A 21,346-nucleotide genomic window follows, 5' to 3' on the forward strand; every position below is an offset into this window, starting at 1 on the left:
GGGGCATCCTCAGACGTTGTCAGCACTCGGCTAGGCTCGCTGCTAACTGTATGTTTTCGCGTCGAAAAGCCAGTTTCGATCAGGAAAAATCAATAGACAGTTAAGCAACGGCGAGCACACTCTGACGTTGGGAGGAAAGGAGACTCAAGTTGGGGACCGCCATGCGCGACCATTCCGAAATGGACCTGATGCTCAAAGGCTATGGGCTGACCACGGCCAAGATTCTCTATCATTTTCCCGATCATCCGCACCTGCTGCAGAGCTTCATCTGGCAGGATTACGACATCGCTCCGCGGTTTCCGGTGCTGATCAAATTCATCGAATTCTGGAAGGCCAAACTGGATGGGCCGCTGCATTCGGTCGTCTACACCCACCAGAAGCTGATCGCGCCGAATGAATGGCGCAAGGTGGATGGGGAGTTCGTGCTTCATTAAACACAAACCCGATCAACCGTCTGCCATCGATCGTTGAGATTGGATGGATGGGGCGATCAAGGTCGCCCCTATCCTGTCATCAACTCTTCGATGCTCAGGATCTGGGGGTTTCCACGTAGAAGTACCTCACCATACCATGACACTTTGTCATGTGATGGCAGAAGAAGGGGTGACGCCCTCAGACCTAACAGGGTGCGTTCCATTGCTTCACCAAAGGTACTGCCCATAAAGCCTATGCCAGGCATATTCGGAGATACGACAAACACCCGGCCCCCTCGATCGACATACAGGCTTACGTGACAATTGTGAGCCGCCGCAAAGCAGGCCAGCTCTGTCTGAAGCAGGGCTCCAATCTCGAGAATTTCTTCGTAGCCTTCGTCTGGAGGCCACCAAAAGCTGATATCGCTCCGGCCGCACTCGATCCCGGGACCGGTCTCACCAACCTTAAGGCCATTGAACTCGCTGAGAATGGCAGCTACCGGATGATCAGCCGGGACGGTCGGAGACACGGGAACTTTGCGCCCGGGAAACCATCCGGCTGCGGCAAAGATCGGCAAAACAGCAGGCGGCAAAGTCATCATAGCGCGATTATGAGCAGTGATCCTAACGTCCGCAACAGGGTCTGCTGCGGACGTTTGTGGTGGACGAACAGTCTCTTGTTGCCAGTTCCCTGCAATCTTTTCACACCGCCGGCGGGTTCAGCCGCGCGAAACCCTCCTGGCGGCGATAGGGGAAGTACGGATAGGGCGCTGTGACTTCGCTGGCCGCGTCGAGCTTTTTCACCTGCTCCGGCGTCAAGGCCCAGCCGACGGCACCGAGGTTCTGCCGCAATTGTTCCTCGTTGCGGGCGCCGATGATGACGGAGGAAACGGTCGGGCGCTGCAGCAGCCAGTTGATGGCGATCTGCGGCACGGTCTTGCCGGTTTCCCGCGCCACCGCGTCCAGCGCATCCATCACCCGGTAGAGATGTTCGTCCTCGACCGGTGGGCCGAAGCTTGCGGTGTCATGCAGCCGGCTCTTTTCCGGCAGCTTCTGGCCACGGCGGATCTTGCCGGTGAGGCGGCCCCAGCCGAGCGGGCTCCACACCAGCGCGCCGACGCCCTGGTCGAGGCCGAGCGGCATCAATTCCCACTCATAATCGCGGCCGACCAGCGAATAGTAGACCTGGTGCGCGGCGTAGCGCGGGTAGCCATGCTTGTCGGCCGCCGCAAGCGACTTCATCACCTGCCAGCCGGAGAAGTTGGAGACGCCGACATAGCGCAGCTTGCCGGAACGCACGAGTTCGTCCAGCGTCGACAGCACCTCCTCGATCGGCGTGCCGGCATCGAAGGCATGCAACTGCAACAGGTCGATGTAATCGGTGCCGAGGCGCTTCAGCGCGGCGTCCACGGATTTGATCAGGCGCGAACGCGAGGAGCCGTAGTCGGCCGGTCCGTCGCCCATCGGCAAGGATGTCTTGGTCGAGATCAGCACGGCATCGCGCCGGCCCTTGATGGCCTCGCCGAGCACCTCTTCCGAGGCGCCATTCGAATAGACATCGGCCGTGTCGAACAGATTGACGCCGGCCTCGAGGCAAATGTCGACCAGCCGCCGCGCTTCCCTGGCGTCGCTGTTGCCCCAGGCGCCGAACAGCGGACCAGAGCCACCGAAGGTTCCCGCGCCAAATGAGAGGGCGGGCACTTTCAGGCCCGATGCGCCGAGACGTCGATAGTCCATTTTCTTACTCCTGGTGGTTGGAAGAGGTGAAATCCGTTCGCCAACGATCGTCAGGGCCGGACGGTGACCGGCGCGCCGAGCGCGCTGGCGCGATCGAGGCGCAGCGCCAGCCCGGCGACGCCGAGTGCCGCGACCGGCAGCAAGGCGGCGACCCAGGTGAGCGAACCCAATCCAAGCCCATGGGCGATGACCGCGCCGCCGAGCCACGCGCCAGCGGCGTTGCCGAGATTGAAGGCGGCGATGTTGAAGGACGAGGCCAGGCTCTGGCCGGCGCCTTGCGCCTTGTCCAGCACCCACATCTGCAGCGGCGCCACGGTATCGAAGGCGGCGGCCCCGAGCAGGCCGACATAGATCACGGCCATGACCTTGCTGTGGATGGCGAAGCTCATGGTGGCGAGCACCACGGCCAGCACCACGAGGCTGCCCAGCACCGCCGGCACCAGCCAGCGATCAGCGACCTTGCCGCCGGCGAGATTGCCGGCAATGAGCCCGCCGCCGAAGACGAGCAGGATCGGCGACACGGCCGCTTCCTTGAAGCCGCTGATCTCAGTCAACAGCGGGGCAATATAGGTGAAGACGGCAAAGACGCCGGCATAGCCGAGCACGGTGGTGGCGAGGCCGAGCAGGACCGGCGTGCGGCGCAGCACGGCAAGGTCGGCGCGCAGGTCGCTCTTTTCGGGCGCGACCTGGCTGCGCGGCACCAGGGCCAGGATGACGGCGAAGGCGGCTAGGCCGACCACGGTCACGGCCCAGAAGGTCGCGCGCCAGCCGAAGGCCTGGCCGAGCCAGGTGCCGAAGGGCACGCCGAGGATGTTGGCGATGGTGAGCCCGGTAAACATCAGCGCGATCGCCGAGGCCTTCTTGTTGGGGGCGACCAGGCCGGTGGCCACGACAGAACCGACGCCGAAGAAGGTGCCATGGGCAAAGGCGGTGACGATGCGGGCGCCCATCAGGGTCCAGTAGTCGGGCGCCAGCGCACAGGCGAGATTGCCCAGCGTGAAGATCGCCATCAGTGCCAGAAGCACGGTCTTGCGCGGCCAGTTGCCGGTGGCGATGGTCAGCAGCGGCGCGCCGATGACGACGCCCAGCGCATAGCCGGAAATGAGCTGGCCGGCGGCCGAGATCGAGACGCCGAGGTCTTTGCTGACATCGATGAGCAGACCCATGATGACGAATTCGGTGACGCCGATGCCGAAGGCGCCGGCGGCGAGGGCGTAGAGAGCGAGAGGCATGGCGGTTTCCACTTCCAAGACGGCCCGTTAAGGCGACGAGCGCCTTGTCCAACTCGCGCCCCGACCCCTGAGATCGAGTCGATGCACTGTGAACCAGACTTGCGTTGGGCACATTTTCTGTGAAATAGATTCACAGATGGCGAGATCCGACATCAATCGCTCCGGCGAGATCGAAGTCTTCGTGCGCGTCGTCGAGGCGGGCAGCTTCTCGGCCGCGGCGCGTGCGCTGCGCATGACACCATCGGCGGTCAGCAAGCTGATCGCGCGGCTGGAAGCCCGGCTTGGCGCGCGGCTGGTCAGCCGCTCGACGCGCAAGCTGCAGCTGACACCGGAAGGGTCGGCGTTCTACGACAGCGGGCTGCGCATCCTGGCCGATATGGCGGCGGCCGAGCGTGAGGCGGCGGCGGGTGCCGCACCGCGCGGGCGGTTGCGCGTCAACACCTATGTGCCCTTCGGGGTGCACCGGCTGATCCCGCTGCTGCCGTGCTTCCTCGAACGCTACCCCGAAATATCAATCGATCTGGTGCTGACCGACAGCGTCATCGATCTGATGGCCGAACGCGCCGATGTCGCCGTCCGTGCCGGGCCGCTTGGCGAATCAAGGCTGGTGGCGCGCAAGCTCGGGCAGAGCCCGGTGGCGGTGGTCGCGGCCCCATCCTACCTCGAAGCGCACGGCACGCCGCTGACGCCGGCCGATCTCGACCGCCACAACCGCATGGGCTTCGGCTTCGTCAGGCATATCGACGGTTGGCCGTTCCGCGACGCGGAGGGCCGCGCCATCATGATCCCGATCACCGGCAACATGCTGGTCAGCGACGGCGAGGCGATGCGGCTGATGACGCTGGCCGGAACCGGCATCTCTCGGCTGGCGCGCTGGCATGTCGCGGCCGATATCGCCGCCGGGCGGCTGGTGGCGTTGCTGGAGGATTTCAATCCGGGCGACGAGGAGGCCACCCACGCCGTCTATGTCGGCCAGGGCCGGCATCTGCCGGCGCGGGTGCGGGCCCTTCTCGATTTCCTGGCCGAGACCGTGAGGCTCTAAGCAAATGCGCTTTTCAAGCGCCGTTCGACAACCCGGCGGGGGCGGGCTATGGAATCCCGTCCGGCCATCGCAGGTGCCGCCGCCCAGGCACTGGGAGCGTTGGCAGTTCAGGAGGCGTGAATTGGTCCGCGTGGTCACGGCATTCCTGCTTGCCATCGTGACATGGCTGCATGTCCCGACGATCTGCGAGGCTGCCGAGGTCGCCAAGGCCGCCCCACCTGCCGCGAACGCCAGTGACGACGACGTCAAGCAACTGCTCTCGGTGGTTCTGGCGCAAACGGAGGATTTCTGGGGCGCCACCTTCAAGGCCGGCGGATCGACCTATGAGGAGCCCAAGCTGGTGCTGTTCACCGGCTTCATCGCGACTGCATGCGGTGTTGTTTCTGGGACGTCATACTGCGCGGCGGACCAGAGAATCTATCTCGATCCGGCGTTTCCCGGGCTTCGAGAGATCGGGTCGATTGGCGACTTCGCCAAGGCGCTGATTCTCGCCCGAGAAGTTGGGCACCATGTGCAGAACATCTCGGCCGTTCCGCAGAAGCTTGTCGCTGACGGCGACCAGCAAGCCGCCATCATCCGGTCGGAACAGGTCGAACTGCAGGCCGATTGTTTTGCCGGACTGTGGAGCCACTATGTTCAGGACAAGGGGCTGTTAGAAGACACCGATCTGGCGCAAGCCAGAGAGCTGCTGCGATCTCTCGGAGACGATCAGCCCGCCAATGCCTTCGGAAATTCGACGGCCAAGAGGTACGGCACCTCGGAACAGAGGATCCGCTGGTTTGATCGGGGCCTTGCCGGAAAGACGATCGCGGGCTGCGATACTTTTGCGGATCCGCTTTGATGCCGAGCCAGCCGTTGCCCTGTCGGGGAGTTGCGCCTTCATTGGCCGACAGACTTCAAGGCTTTCCTGATCTTTTCGATGACCGTGCCGATGTCCGACCGCCCGGAAGTGTATTCTCCATCCGGGTCATAATATGCGTCCCGCAGCTGCTCCAAACGAGCAATGACAGTGGTTGCGTAGTCATGCGCCGTACCGGCGACGACGACCTTTTCGAATTCGCCCTGCGCGGCACTGACCGCGCCGACGCAGACTTTCCAATCGTAGGGGCTGGCTGAAGCAGCGGCGTGGCGATCAGCCATGATTGCCACGATTATGTCTCGAAATTGCGCGGCGGATGGTGCCATCGTCGTCTCCAGACATCGCTGCTTCGGCTTCATGATGGTAGCCGCAACCGCGTCCGGTACAAGGCGGCCGTGCGGGCGAAACGCTAAATAGCCGCGCGCCCGAAGGAACGCGCGGCTTTCTGGAAAATCGCGTCTTGTTGGAGACGGACTATGCCTTCGCCACGAATGGCGCCGGGCGACGGCCGGCGGCTTGGCGCTCCAGCATCCAGCCGGGATATTCGGACGGCAGCGCGCTGACCTCGTCCAATTTGGCGAGATCGTCCGCGTCGAGCTTCACTGCAGCCGCGGCAAGGTTCTGTTCGAGCTGATCCATGCGACTGGCGCCGATGATCACGCTCATCACGAAAGGTTTGGCCAGGACATAGCCGAGCGCCACGGTGGCGACGCTGACATCATGCTTCCCAGCGATCTCGCGCATGATGGCGACCGCCGCCCAGGCACGATCCTCGTTGACCGGCGGGAAGTTGAAGGATGCGCGGCGGCCTTCGCCATTGCCGGGCGCGCCGGGGCCGTATTTGCCGGAGAGCAGGCCGCCGGCCATCGGCGACCACACCATCAGCCCGAGTTTCTCCTCGTTGATGAGCGGCACGATTTCGCGTTCGAGATCGCGGCCGGCGATCGAATAATAGGACTGGATGGTCTCGAAGCGGGCAAGGCCCTTGCGGTCGGCGATGCCGAGCGCCTTGGCGATGCGCCACGCCGCCCAGTTGGAAACGCCGACATAGCGGACCTTGCCGCTGGCAACGAGATCGTCCAGCGCCCGCAGCGTCTCGTCGATCGGCGTCACCGCGTCGGTGCCGTGCAGCTGATAGAGATCGATATGGTCGAGTTGCAGCCGTTCGAGGCTGGCGTCGACCGAATCCATGATGTGGCCGCGCGAGGAGCCGCGATCGTTCGGACCCTGGCCCATGGCGCCATGCACCTTGGTCGCGATGACGACGTCCGAGCGTTTGATGCCGAGGTCCCTGAGCGACTGGCCGAGCAGGCGCTCGGACTCACCGAAGGAATAGACATCGGCCGTGTCGAAGAAATTGACGCCGGCGGCGATCGAGCGGCCGACGATCTCGTTGACGCCCTTCTGGTCGAGGCTGGCGATCAGCCCCCACTGGGCATTCTGGCCGGCGGCGCCGAAAGTCATGGTGCCGAGGCACAGTTCGGAGACGAACATCCCCGTATTTCCAAGGTGGTTATAACGCATGGCGAAGGCTCCAGGAGAATGTGTGATGACACAAAACAAATAGGAACGGAACGTTTCGTTTCCAGTCGTGGCGCAGCCAGCTTATCGAACTGGCCCAAAGGCGTGGGTGTCAGCGGCTACCAAAGATCGCCGAGCCAACCCTGACGCTGGTGGCGCCGAAGGCGATGGCGGTCTCGTAGTCGCCGGACATGCCCATGGACAGCTTTTCGACGCCGGCCTCGCGCGCAAGCTTCTCCAGCAAAGCGAAGTGCGGACCGGGGTTCTCGTCCGCCGGCGGGATGCACATCAGGCCTTCGATGGCGAGGCCGTGGACATCGCGGCAGCGGGCGACGAAAGCCACGGCGTCGCGCGGCTCGATGCCGGCCTTCTGCGGCTCGGAGCCGGTGTTGACCTGTACATAGAGTTTCGGTGCGCGGCCTTGCCGGGCGATCTCCTTGGCGAGTTCGGCGGCGATCTTGTCGCGGTCGACCGTCTCGATGACGTCGAACAGCGCCACCGCTTCCTTGGCCTTGTTCGATTGCAGCGGCCCGATCAGATGCAGCTCGATGTCGGGAAAAGCCTGCTTCAGATCAGGCCATTTGCCTTGCGCCTCCTGCACGCGGTTCTCGCCGAAGACGCGCTGGCCGGCCTCGATGACCGGGCTGATGTCGGCGGCGTCAAAGGTCTTGGAGACGGCGACCAGCGTCACCGCGCCGGCCTCGCGGCGGGCCTCCTGCTCGGCGGCGGCGATCTTCGCCTTGACCGCGAAAAACTGCTGAACGGTGTCACCCATATGCAAATCCCGCTGTTTTGACCCGCGTTTTTGGCCGCCGCGATGCCCATATGGTTGACGGGTTTGCCAAACCATGGTGAACACCCGGACCACATTCCCTGAACCGCAGAGTCAGTCGCCCGCGGTTCGCGCCTGCTTTTAAGTGAAAAACGTCCCATGGCAACCGAACGATACAATCCGCGCGCGTCAGAGCCCAAATGGCAGAAGGCCTGGGCCGAAAAGAAGCTGTTCGAAGCGCGCAATGACGACCCGAAGCCGAAATACTACGTGCTCGAGATGTTTCCCTATCCGTCAGGGCGCATCCATATCGGCCACACCCGCAATTATACGATGGGCGACGTGGTGGCGCGCTACAAGCGGGCCAAGGGTTTCAACGTGCTGCACCCGATGGGCTGGGACGCCTTCGGCATGCCGGCCGAAAACGCGGCGATGCAGAACAAGGTCCATCCCAAGGAATGGACCTACCAGAACATCGCCACCATGCGCGAGCAGCTCAAGGTCATGGGCCTGTCGCTGGACTGGGCGCGCGAGTTCGCCACTTGCGACGTTGACTACTACCACCGCCAGCAGATGCTGTTCCTCGATTTCGTCGAGAAGGGGCTAGTGACGCGCAAATCCTCCAAGGTCAACTGGGACCCGGAGGATATGACCGTGCTCGCCAACGAGCAGGTTATCGACGGGCGCGGCTGGCGCTCCGGCGCGCTGGTCGAACAGCGCGAGCTGACGCAATGGTTCTTCAAGATCACCGATTTTGCGCAGGACCTGCTGGATTCGCTCGACGGCCTCGACGAATGGCCGGAAAAAGTGAAGCTGATGCAGCAGAACTGGATCGGCCGTTCGGAAGGCCTGCTGATCCGCTGGCCTCTGGCCTCGGACGTTGCCGGCGAGCACGAGTTGGAAGTCTACACGACGCGGCCCGACACCATTTTCGGCGCCTCGTTCATGGCCGTTGCCGCCGACCATCCGCTGGCCAGGAAGGCCGCCGAGACCAATCCGGAACTGGCGAAGTTCATCGACGATATCAGACATATGGGCACTTCGGTGGCGGCGCTTGAGACCGCCGAGAAGAAGGGTTTCGACACCGGCATCCGCGTCGTCCATCCCTTCGACGACAGCTGGACGCTGCCCGTCTATGTCGCCAATTTCGTGCTGATGGAGTACGGCACCGGCGCCATCTTCGGCTGCCCGTCCGGCGACCAGCGCGATCTCGATTTCGCCAACAAATACGGCCTGCCGGTGATCCCGGTGGTGATGCCGGAAGGCGGCGACGCCAAGACCTTCCAGATCACGGAAGAGGCCTATGTCGACGACGGCGTGATGATCAATTCGCGCTTCCTCGACGGCATGAAGCCGGACCGCGCCTTCGACGAAGTGGCGAAGCTGCTGGAGCAGAAGACGATCGGCAACCGGCCGATGGCCGAGCGCAAGGTGAATTTCCGCCTGCGCGACTGGGGCATTTCGCGCCAGCGCTACTGGGGCTGCCCGATCCCGATGATCCATTGCGAGGATTGCGGCGTGGTGCCGGTGCCGAAGGCCGACCTGCCGGTCAAGCTGCCCGACGACGTCGATTTCGACCGGCCGGGCAACCCGCTCGACCGGCATCCGACCTGGCGGCATGTGAAGTGCCCGCAATGCGGCAAGGACGCACGCCGCGAAACCGACACGATGGACACTTTCGTCGATTCGTCCTGGTATTTCGCTCGCTTCACCGCGCCCTGGGCGCATGAACCGACCGATCCCAGGGCGGCCAATGAATGGCTGCCGGTCGACCAGTATATCGGCGGCATCGAGCACGCGATCCTGCACCTGCTCTATTCGCGCTTCTTCACTCGCGCCATGCGCGAGACCGGCCATGTCGAACTGGCCGAGCCGTTCAAGGGCCTTTTCACGCAAGGCATGGTGGTGCACGAAACCTACCGCGCCGGATCGGCTTCGAACGGCCGCTGGCTGGCGCCGACCGAGGTGCGGCTGGAGGGCGTCGACGGCGAACGCCGCGCCTTCGACATCGCCACCGGCGAGGCTGTCACCATCGGCCCGCTGGAGAAGATGTCGAAGTCGAAGAAGAACACGGTGAGTCCCGAGGACATCACCGACGGCTACGGCGCCGACACGGCGCGCTGGTTCATGCTGTCGGATTCGCCGCCCGAGCGCGACGTCGAATGGACCGATGATGGCGCCGCCGGCGCGCACCGCTTCATGCAGCGCATCTGGCGGCTGGTGTCGACGGCCGCCGAGACGCTGGCAGGCGTCAAGCCCGTAGCGGCTGACACCGGCGAGGCGGGAGCGGTCTCGAAGGCCACGCACAAGATCCTGAAGGCGGTCGGCGAGGACATCGAGAAGCTCGGCTTCAACCGTGCCATCGCCCGCATCTATGAACTGGCCAATGTGCTGACCACGCCGCTCAACCAGGTGGCGGAAGGCAAGGCCGATCCGGCACTGCAAGACGCCTGCCGCCAGGCGGTGGAGATCCTGGTGCATCTGATCGCGCCAGTGATGCCGCATCTGGCCGAAGAGTGCTGGGAGGCGCTCGGCGGCACCGATCTGGTCGCCGAACGGCCATGGCCGGTCTTCGACCCGGCGCTGGTCGTCGACAATGAAGTGACCTATCCGGTGCAGGTCAACGGCAAGAAGCGGGGGGATTTGACAATTGCCCGCGACGCGGACCAAGGTGCGGTCGAAAAAGCGGTATTGGCTCTCGACTTCGTGCAGAAAGCGCTCGAAGGTAAGGCTCCGCGCAAGGTGATCATCGTGCCGCAGAGGATCGTCAATGTCGTTGCCTGATCGGGAAAAGACGGAGCTGAGCCGTCTGCTGCGCCGCGTCGCGCTTGCCGGCCTTGTCGGCTCGATGGCGCTGGTTTCGGCTTGCACGGTGCGGCCGCTCTATTCCAACGCGCCGTTGTCGACGGGAGTGAGCGCCAATGCCGAACTGGCGTCGATCGCCATCAAGCCGGTCAAGACGCGTTACGCCCAGCAGGTGCGCAACAATCTGATCTTCGGCTTCGGGCGTGGCGCCGGCGAACCGGCGTCGCCGCTTTATTCGCTGGATCTCAGCGTGACCGAAGCTGTTGAATCCTCGGCCCTCGTGCAGGTCGGCACCGATGAGGACGAGCCGACCGCCGGCTCGGTGACGCTCACCGCCAATTATACGCTGACCGATGCGAAAACCGGCGCCGTCATCACAGTCGGCAAGCGTTCTATCACCTCGTCCTTCGACAGGCCGCGCCAGGAATTTGCCTCGTATCGCGCGCAGATCGACGCCGAGAACCGCGCCGCGCGCGAATTGGCGGAGGCGCTGCAGCTGTCCATCGCCCAAGATATGGTCCGGCACGGCAAGAAGGCTGGCTAGCGCCACCTTATTTCCACGCAAAACGTTGCCTCGATCCTGATGCACGGCCCGCTTCGCGACGGCCGGGAGTTTTCTCTTTTGACCCGACGCATGTGCATGAGTGGGTGATCGTGGATGACGATCACCGGCTCGAATCCGGCACGTGCGCCATCGCCGCGAAAGATGCGTTTCGGCCGCTCCAAAAGCGCCGGCGGGAAGCAACTGTTAACCACTCGCTCCCTATGTCTCAGCAGACATTTCAGCGTGAGTCTTGAGAATGGAATCCAAGCGTTTTCCTCGGGTCAGTTCATTGAAGCCAGCTTCGCCCGATGACCCCGAGGGAAAGCGTTTCAGCGGCCCGGGCGGCAAGCTGGACGGCCAGCAGTCGGGCGCTGCCGCGGGCGGCAATTTCCCGCCGCCTGTCGATCTCGGCGGCAACGAAAGTCCCGCCTGGCAGGAGTATTTCTTCCTGGCGCCCAATGTGCGGTTTACCCGCACGCCGGACTATGAAGCCAGCCCGCGCCATCCGCGCCAGGTCACCTCCGAGCAGGACGAACAGCCGGCACCGCCGGCGCGGCAAGCCGTCGCACAGCCTGCCGCGACCACGACGTCGTCCGTGCTCCCGTCCTCGTCATCGGCTGCGGCGATGAAGAGCCGGAACGCCGCTTTGGAAGCCGCCCGGCCGCCCGCCGGCGACAAGGCCGTGATGCATGAAAGATCGCCGGCCTCGGTTCCGCCAAGGCATACCAGCGAAAAGGCGCGGACTGTCGTGACGGCCGGTCCGAGGGCTGCCGCGACGGCACGTGCATCCGCACCGGCCGCGTCCGCCCAGGCAATGGTGGCGCCGGCCAGGACGACAGGCCGCGAAACCGTCCGCTGGCCCTATCTGTCGGATCACGTCTTCTTCGAGCTCATGGCGCCCTACATTATCGAAGGTTCGTCGCCCACGCCGCGAGCCGTCCCGGCGCCCCGCGTGGCCGCGCCTGTTGTTGTCCCTGGACGCGTCGACGCCCGCGCCGCGCCCACGGCCGACCCGACCGCGTCGTTCCGCGTCATCGACTGGCTTCCAGGCCAGCAGGCCCCTGCCGCTTTACCGGATGTCCGGCCGGCCAACTCCAACGAAGCCGTGGTTCAGCCGGCGGCGGCAGGTGTGCCGCAGCGAGCCCGGGATCGGGTCGCAGCCCCGGCAGTCGCGGGCAATGCCGCTCCGGCGCAAGGTGCGCAAGTCGCGGAGGAGGCCGTTCAGGCCCCAGCTGCGCGCGCGTCTTCGCCGCTGCCAAGGGTCGGCAAGATCGTGCCGGCCACGACCGGCGAGGCGTATGAACTTCCCTCCGAGGAACTGCTGCAGCAGCCGCCGGAAGGGCAGGGTTTCTATATGTCGCAGGAGCGGCTCGAGCAGAATGCCGATCTTCTGGAAAGCGTGCTGGAGGATTTCGGCGTCAAGGGCGAGATCATCCACGTTCGCCCGGGTCCGGTCGTCACCCTCTACGAGTTCGAGCCGGCGCCGGGCGTCAAATCGTCCCGCGTCATCGGCCTCGCCGACGACATCGCCCGCTCCATGTCGGCGATCTCGGCGCGCGTCGCCGTCGTGCCCGGCCGCAACGTCATCGGCATCGAGCTGCCGAACGAAACGCGCGAGACCGTCTATTTCCGCGAGCTGATCGAATCGCAGGGTTTCCGCAAGACCAGCTGCAAGCTGGCGCTTTGCCTCGGCAAGACCATCGGCGGCGAGCCGGTCATCGCCGAACTGGCGAAGATGCCGCATCTGCTCGTCGCCGGCACCACCGGCTCCGGCAAGTCGGTTGCCATCAACACCATGATCCTGTCGCTGCTCTACCGGCTGAAGCCGGAAGAATGCCGGCTGATCATGGTCGATCCGAAGATGCTGGAACTCTCGGTCTATGACGGCATCCCGCATCTTCTGACGCCCGTCGTCACCGATCCCAAGAAGGCGGTCACCGCGCTCAAATGGGCGGTGCGCGAGATGGAGGACCGCTATCGCAAGATGGCGCGGCTCGGCGTGCGCAACATCGACGGCTACAATGAGCGCGCTGCCCAAGCCCGCGACAAGGGCGAGGCGGTCGTCATGACGGTGCAGACCGGCTTCGAAAAGGGCACCGGTGAGCCGCTGTTCGAGCAGCAGGAAATCGACCTTGCGCCGATGCCCTACATCGTCGTCATCGTCGACGAGATGGCCGACCTGATGATGGTCGCCGGCAAGGAGATCGAAGGCGCCATCCAGCGCCTGGCGCAGATGGCGCGCGCCGCCGGCATCCATCTGATCATGGCGACGCAGCGTCCCTCGGTCGATGTCATCACCGGCACGATCAAGGCCAACTTCCCGACCCGCATCTCCTTCCAGGTCACCTCCAAGATCGACAGCCGTACCATTCTGGGCGAGCAGGGCGCCGAGCAGCTGCTCGGCCAGGGCGACATGCTGCACATGATGGGCGGCGGGCGCATTTCGCGCGTGCACGGCCCCTTTGTCTCCGACGCGGAGGTCGAGCATGTCGTGGCGCATCTGAAGGCCCAGGGACGCCCGGAATATCTGGAAACCGTGACAGCCGACGAGGATGACGAAGAGGTCGAAGACGACCAGGGCGCGGTCTTCGACAAGGGATCGGTCGCGGCCGAGGACGGCGATTCCAGCTATGAGGAAGCGGTCAAGGTGGTGGTGCGCGACAAGAAGTGCTCGACGTCCTACATCCAGCGCCGCCTGGGCATCGGCTACAACCGCGCCGCATCCCTGGTCGAGCGCATGGAGAAGGAAGGCCTGGTCGGCGCGCCCAACCATGTCGGCAAGCGCGAGATCATCATGGGCCGGCGCCCGCCGGTGGCCGCGCCTGACGACGACGGCGTGGAATGATCGGCCGCCCTTTCGGCGATCGGACTTCTTCCCACGCATAATGAAAAAGGCCGGTCACCCGGCCTTTTTCATTGAAGCGGCGCGATCTCAGCCGATCTTCTGGCCGGTCTTGGCCCAGTCGGCGAGGAACTGTTCCAGGCCCTTGTCGGTCAGCGGGTGCTTGACCAGCGCCTTCAGCGTCGCTGGCGGCGCCGTGATGACATCAGCACCGATCAGGGCCGCCTGCTTGACGTGGTTCACCGTGCGCACCGATGCCGTCAGGATCTCGGTCTGGAAATCGTAATTGTCGTAGATCTGGCGGATCTCCTGGATCAGCTCCATGCCGTCCGAGCCGGTGTCGTCGATGCGGCCGACGAAGGGCGAGATGAACGAGGCCCCAGCCTTGGCGGCGAGCAGCGCCTGGTTGGCCGAGAAGCACAGCGTGACGTTGACCATGCGGTTCATCTGGGTGCGGATCGTCTTGCAGGCCTTGAGGCCGTCCAGCGTCAGCGGCACCTTGATGCAGACATTTGGGGCGATCTTGGCCAGCACCTCGGCCTCAGCCATCATGTCCTTGTATTCGGTCGCCACCACTTCGGCCGAAACCGGGCCAGCAACGATATCGCAGATCTGCTTGGTGACGTCGGCGATCTTGCCGCCCGATTTGAGAATCAGCGACGGATTGGTGGTGACGCCGTCGAGCAGCCCCAGATCATTCAGCTCACGGATATCCTTGATGTCGGCGGTGTCGACAAAAAATTTCATGGCGGTCTCCTGACGATTTCCTCGTGCTTGGGAAGGCACGTTCAGCGTTGCTCTTTGATCTAGACCAAAGTCGGGGCAAGGTCACGCCTCATGATCGAAGATTCGCCCTTTGTCGCAGCCGCGCCGGTGCTGGTGCCGATGCCTGCCGAACGCCCCTACACCTATGCGGTGCCGGCCGGCATGCGCGTGGTGCCGGGGTCGATCGTGCGCGTGCCGCTCGGGCCGCGCCAGGTCGCCGGCATTGTCTGGGACGGCGTGGTCGAGACCGTCGACGCGAAAAAACTGCGCCCGATCGAACAGGTTTTCGACTGTCCGCCGATCGACCGTTCGATGCGCCGTTTCGTCGACTGGGTGGCGCAATACACGCTGTCGGCGCCGGGCATGGTCGCGCGGATGCTGCTGCGAGCGCCCGAAGCCTTTGACCCGGAACCGTGGATCGAGGGGCTGCAGCGCACGCTTATCGTTCCCGACCGCATGACGGATGCACGGGCGCGTGTACTGGAGACCGCCGAGGGCGGGCTGGCCTGGACACGATCCGGCCTTGCTCACGCCGCCGGTGTGTCGTCGACGGTGATCGAGGGGCTGAAGGCGCAAGGCGTGTTCGAGACGGTGATGATCCCGCCGCGCCCGGTGGTGGCAGCACCCGACCCGAGCTATGCCGTGCCGGAATTGATGCCGGACCAGAGCGACGCCGCATCGATGCTGCGCGCCAACGTCGCGGCCGGCGCCTTCAACGTCGCGCTGCTCGATGGCGTCACCGGGTCCGGCAAGACGGAGGTCTATTTCGAGGCGGTGGCGGCGGCGCTCGACCGGGGCAAGCAGGTGCTGATCCTTTTGCCGGAGATCGCGCTGACCCACGCTTTCCTCGAACGCTTCCAGCAGCGCTTCGGCGCCAAGCCGGGCGAATGGCATTCCGACCTGCCGCCCAGGATGCGCGAAAAAGTCTGGCGGCAGGTGGCTGAGGGCACGGTGCGCGTCGTTGCCGGCGCGCGCTCGGCGCTGTTCCTGCCGTTCAAGGAGCTTGGCCTGATCGTGGTCGACGAGGAGCACGACCCCGCCTACAAGCAGGAAGACCGTGTCTTCTACAATGCGCGCGACATGGCGGTGGTGCGCGGCCATATTGGCGGCTTCCCGGTGGTGCTGGCGTCGGCGACGCCATCGGTCGAGAGCCGGGTCAATGCGAGCCAAGGCAAATACAACAGAGCCGTCCTCTCCGCCCGTTTCGCCGAGGCGGCGCTGCCGCAATTGAAGTCGATCGACATGCGGCGCGCCCCGCCGGCGCGCGGCGGCTTCCTGTCGCCAGTGCTGATCGACCATATGCGCAAGACACTGGAGAAGAAGGAACAGTCGCTGCTGTTCCTGAACCGGCGCGGCTACGCGCCGCTGACGCTGTGCCGGGTCTGCGGCCACCGTTTCGGCTGCCCGGTCTGTTCGGCATGGCTGGTCGAGCATCGCTTCCGCGGCCAGCTGGTCTGCCATCATTGCGGACACAATGAACGCCGCCCCGAAGCCTGCCCGGAATGCGGCACGCTCGATCATCTGGTTGCCTGCGGCCCGGGCGTCGAGCGCATCGCCGAGGAGGTCGTCACGCATTTCCCCGATGCGCGCACCATCGTTCTGTCATCCGACCTGATGGGCGGTGTGCGGCGGCTGCGGTTGGAACTGGAGGCCATCGCCGATGGTGAAGCCGACATCGTCATCGGCACGCAGCTTGTCGCCAAGGGGCACAATTTTCCCAACATGACGCTGGTCGGCGTCGTCGATGCCGATCTCGGTCTCGCCAATGGCGATCCGCGCGCCGCCGAGCGCACTTTCCAACTGCTCAGCCAGGTGACAGGCCGCGCCGGCCGCACCGGCAAGAAGAGCCTCGGCCTGCTGCAGACTTTCCAACCCGATCATCCGGTGATGCGGGCAATCGTCTCGGGCGATGCCGAGGCTTTTTACGAACGCGAGATCGCCGAGCGCGAACGGGCGGCACTGCCGCCCTTCGGCCGGCTGGCCGGCGTCATCGTCAGCGCGGTGACGCGCGCGGAAGCGGAAGGGCATGCGCGCGGCCTGCGCCGCGCCGCGCCGGAGGCCAAGGATCTGTTCGTGCTGGGGCCGGCCGAGGCGCCGCTCTCCCTGCTCGGCGGTCGCCACCGCTTCCGCCTGCTGATCCAGGGCGAACGGCGCGCCGACATGCAAGGATTTATCCGCGCCATGCTGGCCAATGGGCCGAAGCAGCGCGGTTCGGTGCGGGTGCAGGTGGATATCGACCCGCAGAGCTTTTTGTAAGGTCGCGATATCGGCGATAGGCTGCTGGCCAGCGAGAAACGGAAGATCATATGAAAACCCTTGGCTTGCTCGGCGGCATGAGCTGGGAATCGACCGCCATCTACTATCGCCTGCTCAACGAGATCGTGCGCGGGCGCCTTGGCGGGCTGCATTCGGCGAAGCTGCTTCTGTGGTCGTTCGACTTTGCCGAGATCGCCGAGCGGCAGCATCACGGCGACTGGGACGGCGCCGGCGTGCTTCTGGTCGAGGCGGCGCGCAAGCTGGAGGCGGGCGGCGCGCAAGGGCTGCTTCTGTGCACCAACACCATGCACAAACTGGCTGACCAGGTGCAGGCGTCGGTGTCGATCCCGCTGATCCACATCGCCGACGCCACCGCGACGGTGATCCAGCGCGCCGGCATGCAGCGTCCGGCGCTGCTGGCGACGCGCTTCACCATGGAGCAGGATTTCTACAAGGGCCGGCTCGCCGACAAATACGGCCTGTCGCCGGTTGTGCCCGATGCCCTGGGACGCGACATGGTGCATCGCGTCATCTATGACGAGCTCTGCCAGGGCATCGTCACCGAAGCCTCGAAGGCGGCTTACATCGAAGAGGCCGAACGGCTGCGCCGTGACGGGGCCGCCGACAGCATCATCATGGGCTGCACGGAAATCACCATGCTGATCGGACAGGACGATTTCGACATTCCGGTGTTCGACACGACGCGCATCCATGCCGAGGCGGCCGTGGAATTCATGCTGTCCTGAAGCAATCTGTCCTGAAGCGATTCAAGGGAAAGCGTGTCAGGGCGGGGCAGCCACGGCGACTGTTCCGCTGCCGACGACTTTCAGCTTCCATCCGTCCGCTTCCGTGCCGGCCAGGTTGAGATGGCCGGTGAGAAAGTACAGGCGATCGGTGTCGGGGCCCTTGGCGGTGCAGAACCGGTCCTGCAGATAGGATGGCGGCGTCGCCTGGTAGTAGAGATCCGCCTCGATGCTGGCAGGGCGTGTACCCTTCGGCAGATCGGCAAGCGGGATCGAGTAGTTCAGCGTGTCGCTGCCGCCCTCGACATAGTCGGGGTCGTCCTCGACGGCCGTTGTGCCGACATCGACGGCGAGCTCTTCATCCGCGCCCAGGGCCTTGGCGATTTCCAGCCGGTCCGAGAGCGGCAGGAAGCCCGAAGGCAATATGCGGTTGTCCTTCACCTCCGTGCAGATCGACAGGAAGCTGGTGGTCAGTTCGCCCTCCGGCTTCGAATGGGCATTGCAGACCGGATTGGGCGTATCGGCCGGCGGGGTGGAGACCAACTCCTGATAGATCTGGACCTGATCCTGGCGCGTGATCTTCTGGTAGTGCGGCTGATGTGGCCGTTCGCCGGGACGCACGCGGCCGGAACAATCGTCTTTCCACCAAAGTTCGCCATAGAGCGGCTTGCCGTCTGCGCCGACGATGACGCCGGCGGCGTTGGTGCGGCCGGAGACCCACAGCGGCTCGCCGTTCTGGTCGAACACGCTGAAGGTCACAAAAGCGCGCCGGAAGCCGACGCCGGAGGGAAATTTGTGACCGGCACGGTTCTTCACCGTCACCTTGGCGTCGAGCGTGTCGGCGGTCAGGGCAAGGTTGCTGACGGCGACGGTGGCGGTTGCCTGCGAGGCCTGGTCGAGCATCGCCTGCTCGGTGAGGACGAGCGGATCGACGGCCTTGTTGCCCATCATCGGATCGCGCGTCCGGATGCCGAAGACATCGGGAAACTGCTGCGCCATCTTGACCAGGAATACATTGAGGCCAACCAGGGTGTGGCGGGCAAAGCCCTCGCGAGCCAGAAGGTCCGGCGCGTTGCTGGATTCCGTCTGCGGGAAATTCAGATTCTCCTGGATGCTGGCGATCTTGCTCGTCGTCGGCGATCCGTCCTTTTGCGTCGACGGCATGTGGCAGCCCTGACAACTGCGCGGCGTTGCGCCGGGGCCGAGCGGAAGTGGCCCGTCCGGGGTGCTGCCGGTTCGATAGGCGCTGAACGCCCATTCCGGATAGGTCGTCTGCTCATAGATATGCGCCAGCGTGCTGGTGCCTTGCAGAACCGGCAGATGGACCGTGTGGCAGGTCCCGCAAACCTCGGAACTCATGATCGTGGCGTCGTGAACCGGTTTGATGCCGAGAGCGGTATGCATCGGCCCGACCTCCGGTTTCTCGAAGGGGCCGATCAGCGTATCAGGCGAACCGACCATGAAGCTGCCGGTGAAGGTCTTGGCAAAACCGGTTGCGTGCGGATTGAGCAGCGCCTGACGCTCGTCGACGCAAGCGTTCTGCGGCTGATCGCCGAGCGGTTCGCTGGCCTTGCTGTTGAGCACCATGCGGTGGCACGACGTGCAGGTGATGCCGTCGCGGGCAAGCATGCCGTAATTGGCGTGCGCGGCACTCGGATTGTCGGCCGGCCATGGCGTCGCATCGACCATTGCGCGCGAGAACGGTTCGCATTTGCCCGTGCGCGCCTTGTCGTCGATATGAAACTGCCGCTCTCCGGCTATGCCGTGGCAGCCGAGGCAGACGTCCTGCACCACGCCCGACATTTTGGGGTGAAAGCTCTGCGTTTCACTGGCCAGTTGCGCAAAGAATATCGGATCGCGGCCGCCCAACCCCATCGGCGAGGTTCGCCAGGTCGCAAAGGGCGACAGGTTGATCAGCCCGACACCATGCGGGTTCGGCTGGGTCATGTCGAACTGCAGCCCGGTGCTGCCGGCATCATGACAGCCAAGGCACTGGCTGGAGGTCAGGAAAGTGTCCGATGCATCGGGGCCCTTGGCCCCAACCCAGGTGTTGTCGTAGGTCTCGGAAGGCATTCGCGAGACGGTGTCGTAGGTCGGCATGTCGCGGACATAGGCCTGCAGCGCGGCGATCACGTCGGCGTTCGGACTGTAGAGCGGTTGACCAAGGCGCGGGCTGGCATTGACCGGCAAAACGACGGTCTGGTGCAAAGTCGGAGCCGGCGCCGCGTCGAAGAAATCCTGTGCGAGATAGTTTAGCGGCTTGCCTGGCTCGCCGGCGATATTCTTGGGCGATGCGAAAGTCAGATTGTCGGCGGCCGAGGCATGACAGTTCATGCAATATTGGGCAAAGCCCATGTTGGGCAGGCTGTTGTTGTCGGCCGGCAAGGCTGGCCAATCCGGCGTCCAGCCGCTCTGGCTGCCAAAGCCGTACCACCCCCAGAACCAGCCGTCGTAAGAGGCGCTGGCATCGCGGATCATGATCGCAGCGCCGCTGGTTGGAAAAAGCTTGACGGGATCGACCGTCCGGCAATCGGATGCCGGCTCGGAAAACATCTCCTTCACCATGATAGCGCCATCGGGTACGGGCGGCGGATGATCGACCTCGCCCTCGGCCGAGCGGTTCTTGCGAAGCCAGTCCGCCATCTCGGGCGAGTACCAGATCATCACAGGCGCATGGGTTCCGAAATCCTTGCCCTGCCAGGCGCCGTTGACCAGGGTCGCGATGCGCGGTCCGGCCTGGCGCACGAATTTGTCGTGCACCCATCCGGCGGCCTCGTCGCGGTAGCAGTAGCCGCCGAGATATTGATTGAGCTTGTTCTCGTAGTCCCCCAGGGACAGGGCCGAGGGTTTCTTGATCGTGGCTTCGAGTTGGTGGCAGACCAACGGATCGGCGAGAACCAAGGCTGTCGGCCGTCCCGCGATGCAGTCGGCGCGCGCGTCTTGCGTGATCCCGGCAAGGGCGGCCGCGGTGACCCAGATGCGGGCCAGATTCAACGCCCTACCGAGATTCGGCATGATCTTCTCCGCATTCGAGATCCTGCCTGCCGCACTCCGTCCGCACAGATTTCACAAGTGATCGTGAAACATGTGCAATTGCTAAAATGAACAAGCAGTCGACGAAATAAACATCAAGACCATAATACTTGGCTTACGTTGCGGCAAGGCGCGCGATCTATACTGTCGAAGAAATTGCGTTTGGCATGTTCGCGTGCGCGGATTTTCTTGCGCAACAGCCAYATCAGCGTGGAGCCGGTGCTTCCCGGGTGGGCATTTCCTGGGAGGCCTTGGCGAAACCTCGGGCGTGCCGGCTGTGCGCTTGACTTCCGCCACGGGTGACATTCAATGCATCCGCAATTCTTGTGAGGGGGTGAGACACAATGGACTTTGCGCTTCCATGGCCGACGAGCCAGGGCGAATGGCTGGCCTGGTCGAGCGCCGTCTTCACCGTCCTGCTCGGACTTCTGTTTTTCCTGGCACCGAACCTCGCCTTCCGCATCCTGCGCCTGCAGGCCAAGCCTGAGAAAACGGCGGCGATCGCCGAGGGGCGCGGCAGGATGTCGGGCTTCTATCTCGGCGTCGGCCTGTGCTGCATCCTGCTGGCGCAGCCGCTGGTTTACATGGCGCTCGGCTTCTCCTGGCTGTTCACCGCCTTCGGCCGGCTGCTGTCGATGATGTCGGATGGCGCCAACACACCTTTCAATTGGGTTTCCATTGTGGTGGAGTTGGTCCTGGCGGCGTTGCCGCTCGCCTTCGCCTTCGGCTTTGTGCCCTGAATCCCTAGCTATTCCGGCGCGCAAGACCCTGGTCTTTTGCCG

At 64.2% G+C, this 21,346-nt stretch carries 17 protein-coding genes; 9 read left to right on the forward strand and 8 right to left on the reverse strand.

Translation table 11 applies throughout. The annotated features are described in order from the left end of the window. The first annotated feature begins 161 nt into the window (after positions 1-161). Positions 162-434, forward strand: coding sequence for an usg protein (locus AC1DPX_RS06450; protein ID WP_202357340.1), 273 nt, complete (start codon positions 162-164; stop codon positions 432-434). 68 nt (positions 435-502) lie between these two features. On the opposite strand, the gene AC1DPX_RS06455 is transcribed toward AC1DPX_RS06450, so the two are convergent. The 3 genes from AC1DPX_RS06455 to AC1DPX_RS06465 form a co-directional block, all read right to left on the reverse strand. Next, positions 503-1,015 carry an SUKH-3 domain-containing protein gene (locus tag AC1DPX_RS06455; protein WP_477235314.1) on the reverse strand — a complete coding sequence of 171 codons (513 nt, stop codon included), beginning with the start codon at positions 1,013-1,015 and terminating at the stop codon, positions 503-505. 100 nt (positions 1,016-1,115) lie between these two features. Then, complete coding sequence (locus AC1DPX_RS06460) at positions 1,116-2,150, reverse strand: aldo/keto reductase (protein WP_477235316.1); 1,035 nt, start codon at positions 2,148-2,150, stop codon at positions 1,116-1,118. A gap of 50 nt (positions 2,151-2,200) precedes the next feature. Beyond that, complete coding sequence (locus AC1DPX_RS06465) at positions 2,201-3,382, reverse strand: MFS transporter (RefSeq protein ID WP_477235318.1); 1,182 nt, start codon at positions 3,380-3,382, stop codon at positions 2,201-2,203. A gap of 136 nt (positions 3,383-3,518) precedes the next feature. On the opposite strand from AC1DPX_RS06465, the gene AC1DPX_RS06470 reads away from it, so the two are divergent. Beyond that, positions 3,519-4,424 (forward strand): LysR family transcriptional regulator, encoded by a 906-nt coding sequence (locus AC1DPX_RS06470; protein ID WP_477235320.1) that lies wholly within the window; start codon positions 3,519-3,521, stop codon positions 4,422-4,424. Positions 4,425-4,554: 130 nt separating this feature from the next. Continuing rightward, the gene (locus tag AC1DPX_RS06475; protein WP_477235773.1) at positions 4,555-5,265 is read left to right on the forward strand and encodes a neutral zinc metallopeptidase; all 711 of its coding nucleotides are present in this window, start codon (positions 4,555-4,557) and stop codon (positions 5,263-5,265) included. A gap of 38 nt (positions 5,266-5,303) precedes the next feature. On the opposite strand, the gene AC1DPX_RS06480 is transcribed toward AC1DPX_RS06475, so the two are convergent. From AC1DPX_RS06480 to AC1DPX_RS06490, 3 genes are all read right to left on the reverse strand, one after another. Beyond that, positions 5,304-5,642, reverse strand: a complete 339-nt coding sequence (locus tag AC1DPX_RS06480; protein WP_202357345.1) for a hypothetical protein — start codon at positions 5,640-5,642, stop codon at positions 5,304-5,306. A gap of 115 nt (positions 5,643-5,757) precedes the next feature. Beyond that, positions 5,758-6,807, reverse strand: a complete 1,050-nt coding sequence (locus AC1DPX_RS06485) for an aldo/keto reductase (protein WP_477235322.1) — start codon at positions 6,805-6,807, stop codon at positions 5,758-5,760. A gap of 109 nt (positions 6,808-6,916) precedes the next feature. Next, positions 6,917-7,579: a YggS family pyridoxal phosphate-dependent enzyme gene (locus AC1DPX_RS06490; protein ID WP_477235324.1), complete on the reverse strand. Its 663-nt coding sequence runs from the start codon at positions 7,577-7,579 to the stop codon at positions 6,917-6,919. Between the two features lie 156 nt (positions 7,580-7,735). Here AC1DPX_RS06490 and leuS point away from each other — a divergent pair, with 156 nt between their 5' ends. From leuS to AC1DPX_RS06505, 3 genes are all read left to right on the forward strand, one after another. Then, the gene (gene leuS, locus AC1DPX_RS06495) at positions 7,736-10,360 is read left to right on the forward strand and encodes a leucine--tRNA ligase (protein ID WP_477235326.1); all 2,625 of its coding nucleotides are present in this window, start codon (positions 7,736-7,738) and stop codon (positions 10,358-10,360) included. Beyond that, positions 10,347-10,925 (forward strand): LPS assembly lipoprotein LptE, encoded by a 579-nt coding sequence (gene lptE / locus AC1DPX_RS06500; protein ID WP_477235328.1) that lies wholly within the window; start codon positions 10,347-10,349, stop codon positions 10,923-10,925. The genes leuS and lptE overlap by 14 nt, the downstream gene beginning before the upstream one ends. A gap of 256 nt (positions 10,926-11,181) precedes the next feature. Next, the gene (locus tag AC1DPX_RS06505; protein ID WP_477235330.1) at positions 11,182-13,770 is read left to right on the forward strand and encodes a DNA translocase FtsK; all 2,589 of its coding nucleotides are present in this window, start codon (positions 11,182-11,184) and stop codon (positions 13,768-13,770) included. An 87-nt stretch (positions 13,771-13,857) separates the two neighbouring features. Here the strand turns inward: AC1DPX_RS06505 and fsa are convergent, their stop codons facing one another. Next, positions 13,858-14,514, reverse strand: a complete 657-nt coding sequence (gene fsa / locus AC1DPX_RS06510; protein ID WP_019861850.1) for a fructose-6-phosphate aldolase — start codon at positions 14,512-14,514, stop codon at positions 13,858-13,860. A gap of 90 nt (positions 14,515-14,604) precedes the next feature. On the opposite strand from fsa, the gene AC1DPX_RS06515 reads away from it, so the two are divergent. Both AC1DPX_RS06515 and AC1DPX_RS06520 read left to right on the forward strand, forming a co-directional pair. After that, entirely contained in the window at positions 14,605-16,788 is a 2,184-nt protein-coding gene (locus AC1DPX_RS06515) for a primosomal protein N' (protein WP_477235332.1), read from the forward strand. Between the two features lie 50 nt (positions 16,789-16,838). After that, complete coding sequence (locus tag AC1DPX_RS06520) at positions 16,839-17,534, forward strand: aspartate/glutamate racemase family protein (protein WP_477235334.1); 696 nt, start codon at positions 16,839-16,841, stop codon at positions 17,532-17,534. Positions 17,535-17,570: 36 nt separating this feature from the next. Here the strand turns inward: AC1DPX_RS06520 and AC1DPX_RS06525 are convergent, their stop codons facing one another. Continuing rightward, a complete protein-coding gene (locus AC1DPX_RS06525) occupies positions 17,571-20,546 on the reverse strand; it encodes a hypothetical protein (protein WP_477235336.1) in 2,976 nt (991 codons plus the stop codon). Positions 20,547-20,908: 362 nt separating this feature from the next. Between AC1DPX_RS06525 and AC1DPX_RS06530 the strand changes: the two genes are divergently transcribed. Then, positions 20,909-21,304 (forward strand): AGROH133_08824 family phage infection protein, encoded by a 396-nt coding sequence (locus tag AC1DPX_RS06530; protein ID WP_202357354.1) that lies wholly within the window; start codon positions 20,909-20,911, stop codon positions 21,302-21,304. Positions 21,305-21,346: the final 42 nt, after the last annotated feature.

It is taken from the genome of Mesorhizobium sp. 01N446 (assembly GCF_056399285.1).